A 1,305-nucleotide genomic window follows, 5' to 3' on the forward strand; every position below is an offset into this window, starting at 1 on the left:
GGCCGGGGGCGGGCGGAACGGGGTCCATGCCCCGATCATCCCTCCGGGCGCGGCCGCGTGCCCGGCGCCGGAGCCGCTGATGAACCCGGCCCGCGCGGCGCATCCGTGTGCGCCCCGACGAGGCGCGGGGAACGGCGCGACCAGCCACGGCGACAGCCGCAGTCCGCAGGACACCGGCACGGGCAGCCCCGGCCCGGCAGCCCACGGCAGCCGGCGACCACGACCCGCCCCCGCCGGACACGGCCTAGCGCAGCGCGCTGATTCCCGGCCCGAACGCCACCATCAGCGGTACCAGGGGCACCAGTGAGGCGACCGCGGTGACGCGCAGCCTGCGGCCCACGGTCCACCGGGACGGCGGCGAGAGCAGCCGGTGCACACGCTGGGGGACCTGGGCCAGCGGGGTCGGGCAGGGGCCGAAGACGCCGCGGTCCTCGTTCAGCTCGACCAGCGCGAGCGCGATCGTCAGCCGCCCGTAGCGGCGGGACGCGACGTCGTCCGCCGCCAGTTCCACCAGCCGGTGCACCTGGTCGTGGAAGGCGGCGAAGACCGGTACCCGGGGGAAGCCGCCGGCCAGCGCGGCGGAGCAGTGCAGCAGCCAGTCGTGCCGGGCCCGCGCGTGCCCCTGTTCGTGCTCCAGGACGGCATCGAGCTGGCGGCCCTTCAGGCGCCGCAGCGCGGCGGTGGTGATGACCAGCTGCGGGGCGGCGCCGGGCAGCCACCAGGCGTCCGGCTTCTCGCCCTCCAGCACCACCAGCCGGTCGTCCGCCGCGGGCTGCTCGCCGGGCAGCCGGGGGGCGCGCTCGCGCAGTTCGGCACGGCGGGTCCGGCGGCGGGCCCGCGCGTCCCGCACCTCGCGCAGCAGCATCGCGCCCGTCCAGGCGCCGCCGCAGGCGAGTGGCACGGCGAGCAGGGCGGCCCACGGGGCCGAGGCGCCCAGGCCGTACGCCTCGACGACGCCGTTCGGCGCGGGCGCGAAGACGTTGTCCCGGACCACCTGGAAGGCGGCCGCGCCGGACAGCGCCATCGCCAGCAGGCAGCACAGCAGAACGGCACCGACCACGCACTGCCACACCCACAGCGCGAGCACCGGCTCGCGGTCGGGCCACGAACTGCGGGTCAGTACCCGTGGTGCCAAGCCCGCGGCCAGCAGGGCGAGCAGCATCAGCGCGAGCGGCACCATCATGGGCACCACCCTAGAAGTCCCGCGTGACGGCGCGGTACGCCCGGTCGTTCAGAAGTGACGTACGCCTCACGGCACATCGGGCTCCGGGGCGTCCCGGACGGGGCGGGGGCCAGAACGGGGGG

1 protein-coding gene is annotated in these 1,305 nt (G+C 77.0%); it reads right to left on the minus strand.

Features of this window, described 5'->3' with window-relative positions; genetic code table 11:
- Positions 1–244: 244 nt before the first annotated feature.
- The gene (locus G5C65_RS37355) at positions 245–1,183 is read right to left on the minus strand and encodes a M56 family metallopeptidase (RefSeq protein WP_165303477.1); all 939 of its coding nucleotides are present in this window, start codon (positions 1,181–1,183) and stop codon (positions 245–247) included.
- Positions 1,184–1,305: the final 122 nt, after the last annotated feature.

Source organism: Streptomyces boncukensis (genome assembly GCF_011045075.1).
Lineage (GTDB): Bacteria > Actinomycetota > Actinomycetes > Streptomycetales > Streptomycetaceae > Streptomyces > Streptomyces boncukensis.